Annotated in this window: 1 protein-coding gene; it reads left to right on the top strand. The window is 51.1% G+C overall.

Annotation, left to right across the window (positions count from 1 at the left end; genetic code table 11):
• Nucleotides 1-197: 197 nt before the first annotated feature.
• The gene (locus tag Q0294_RS05800; protein ID WP_299461835.1) at nt 198-3,329 is read left to right on the top strand and encodes a TlpA disulfide reductase family protein; all 3,132 of its coding nucleotides are present in this window, start codon (nt 198-200) and stop codon (nt 3,327-3,329) included.
• Nucleotides 3,330-3,654 lie beyond the last annotated feature (325 nt).

The following is a 3,654-nucleotide window of genomic DNA, read 5'->3' as shown; positions in this document are numbered from 1 at the left end:
TAAAGGGTATTTTATTGATCTTACTCTTGCAGTAAATAGTATATAGTGTAAAGTCTGAAGGCTGCGGAAAAGGGAATTTGCTCATCGATCGGATTGGCGAAGCCAGAGTCGGCAGTCGAATGCCACTACCCCAGGCAAACATATATGAAAACCATGAGAAGCTGGTTTCAAATCAAACTTGTCCCCGGGAGATTTCAATGGTCAGTTTTTGCAGCCAGTGGTTCTGGTCTCTGAAGAAATGCCGTACGGTTCTGCCAGTGTTGCTTGCGATGGGTATTTTCGCCACGAGTGCTCTACGGTCGCCGACCAATGCCGCGGAAGAGCCACAGAACACAACTCAGGTTACGTCAGCTCAGCTCGTTCTGGCACCAGACAAAACCAAGCCGAACGCATCAAAACAAGAGAACACTCAGCCAGAAACGAAACGGCCTCCTGAAGTTGAAATTCTCAGTACCATCGAGGATGGCGGCGGTTACGGACAAGAGCTGCACCGTGTGACGATCACAGGTATTGCGCGCACAGTCGCCGGTGATCCGCTCAAAGACGCAGACATTTATGTTACTAATTATGCAATGGTGACTCCAGGCGATTTTGAGCGGTTGCGCGGCCACACCAGAAGTGACGAAAACGGACATTTCGAATTAAAAGATATTCAACTGCTCGTCGCGCGCCAGCGGGCCAATCCCATCCCGAAGCCGGCTGAAGGCAAATTCATCGTTTTCGGAACCAAAGCCAACTTTGGGTTTACCTGGCATCCAGACCGCGCGTATCGACCCGATACACGCCCCCAGGGGACCGAGAACGGCGACCGGAATGCGCAGACCACGGCGCGCGCCTTTTATCTGAAAGAACCGATCAACGTGGATCTGAAGTTTGATGCGCCTGCGAAACTGCGAGGTCGCATCACAGACAAACAGGGACAACCTTTAGCCGGCGCCAAAGTGCAATTAGGCTTAACTGATAATCTGCGAAACCCGGGAGGATGGGGAACGTGGTCGTGTCGCTTTCTGGGAAATGACAATGATCCGGTGACTGACCCGATTTCCTTCGATGGAATTCCATCACTCCCTGCTGAATTTCGTGAAACACGGACCAATGCGCAAGGCTTTTACGAATTCACTCAACTCCGCCGGGATAGCAGTTATCTGGCGAATATCGATCCGGGCCCCACCTTTGATCCCTGGCGATTTACCTTGCTGACGACGGTCAAAGACCGATCACGAAGAGGAGAAGTCGCTGTCGGCTACGACGGAGAACTCAACCACGAGTTCGATGCCCCTCGTAATGTAACGGTCCACGTTATTCATAGTACGACCGGTCAGCCTGTTTCCAATGTACTTGTCACAGCGCATCATATCGGCGAGGTTCGACGCGGAGGAATCCAGGCGCGAACTGACAGCCAGGGCAATGCAATGCTGCGGCTGATTCCAGATAAATATGAGCTGATTGCAGAGCCAGCCCCCGATCAGCCCTTTGTCTTTTTAAGCCATCAATACTCTGTACCTGAAAAAAAGGCCTCCGAAAAAACTGACGATGTAAACGTCACTCTCAAGTTAAGACCGGCGGCGATTGTGAAACTGACTGTGCTCGATAAAATATCGGGACAGCCGATCCCCGGTGTGCGTCTCAACTACGAAACTTATGATTCGAGCACACAACTGCCGGTCTCGACCCAGACCGTGTTTGTCGACTATCCCAAAACCAATGCGGCGGGTGAAATACAGGCTTTCATCGAGCCGGGCATGCGCCGTTTCGTCGTCGCCGAACCTTTGACACTCGCACAAGCCGATGGTAGTCGCGGAGAACGTTTGAAGCTCACCGGCGGTGAGATTACGGAGGTCCGGTTTGAACTGACTCCCCCACAATTTCTCCCCTCACAACTGGCAGATGACGAACCAAAGTCTGGTGAATCTTCAATTTACCCGCCAGAGATTCAGCTCAAATGGAACACGCAAGCGGACTTGCTCAGAAGCACTCCCTTGCGGATTACAACACGCACGCTGTTCATTCATGGAAAAGCGCTTGCGACCAAAGCGTTACTCAAAGATTTACGATCCCTGGATCCCAATCAACTGCCTGACATCAGTAATCTACTCGCAAAACATCAGGCGGGAGAATTGAACTGGTGGAAACAGGTGATCACAGCAGAGGGAAACCACTACCGCGAAGATCGCTACTATCACCCGGGCTTTCGAAGCACTCATCACTTTGACGCCGATGGTCAGCCTCTGCCGAACAGCAGCCATGTCACCGATGGTTGGGACACACTTGGATATGATGATGCGAACAATCAGGCAAACGTTTCCCGAAGACGTAACGGCGGATTCAATCTACACATCGATTCGCCGCGAGATCTTTGCGACTGGCCATCCCCGTATAGATATCGACCATCGCAAAACAGCACAGAAAAGCCCGAAATTGAGATTCACCAGGAGGGCAAGCGAATCATTTATGAAGGACAGTCAAAGAAACTCTCACATCGTCATGTGATGGACCAGGAGACCGGTTTCATTTTTGAAACATCATACGGTACCAGCCTCGATGAACCAGATAGTATAAAGCTCTATTTCGCACCCACGGAACACCCAGGCGGTCTGATTCTACCCCGCATGCATATCTCCTGGCGTATGTATCAGGGGAGGTTGAAGTCGTTAAGAGTTTATCTCATCGAGAAAGTCGAAGTCCTGGCGTCCTTTCCTGCAGACGCTTTCGCCATTGCCTTACCGACGGGAGCCATGATCGTCGACTCCCGGCACGTTCCCCCGAAGGCAGCACACAATGGACCCGTTCGAGCTGTTCAATCCACACTTCGCGGACCGGTAAGTGACTTTGCCGCTTATCTGAATCGTCATCCCAGGATCAGCCATGAAATGGAAAACACCATTCAGTACGGCACACGGGCTCCGCGACTCAAACCAGCCAGGTGGCTGACGGCAGACGGGGAATCAGCGGCTCCCGATCTGACTGGTAAAGTGGTACTGGTTGAATTCTGGGGCACAAGATGCGGCCCCTGCATCGGTCAACTGCCAGAGGTCAGTACTGCCGCCCGGTACTATGCCGACCAGCCGTTCGTTCTGATAGGCATGCACGACAGTCACACAACAGTCGAAGCGTTGCAGAAGTTTGCCCAAAAGGAGAAGATCGAATATCAACTGGCGATCGACCAGCCTTCAAACGAAAAAGGCTGGTTCGGCCAGACGATGCGCGATTATAGTGTCCGGGGAATTCCTCAGGCAGCAGTCATCGATCAGCAGGGAAACGTCACGTTCGTCGGCGATTTCAATCAGGCATTACGTACCGTCGATCGACTGCTGAAGCAGAAAAAGTAGTTTTCTCAATTGACTGTTTCTCAGCATCGGCAGGTTTACACGACCACTCACCACAGATCACTTTGAACTCGTGGCTGAGCCCGCTACGCGCGCAGAGCACATCTCGTAGAAAATTCCGTGCAAATCGTAGAGGCTCCGTAGCTTGTCGCATGACACAAATGCGATCTACCAGGACGTGATTCCGTCGAGAATTTCTCGTTTGAGGTCCCTATTTCTAAACAATCCAAACTTTTATTTTTTAAGATTCTTGATTTAAACGAATTTGAAACAATCACTTAGCAACTCATAGATTCACAACCATCAACCGATATACAATAGATCTTAT

The organism is uncultured Gimesia sp. (assembly GCF_937919775.1).
Classification (GTDB): domain Bacteria; phylum Planctomycetota; class Planctomycetia; order Planctomycetales; family Planctomycetaceae; genus Gimesia.
Note: the sequence above shows the minus strand (reverse complement) of the source record. Positions and strands in the feature narration are given on the sequence as shown.

Excerpts from the sequence above, each read along its gene's own strand:
- Q0294_RS05800 (WP_299461835.1), top strand. The coding sequence starts at position 198 with ATGGTCAGTTTTTGCAGCCAGTGGTTCTGGTCTCTGAAGAAATGCCGT.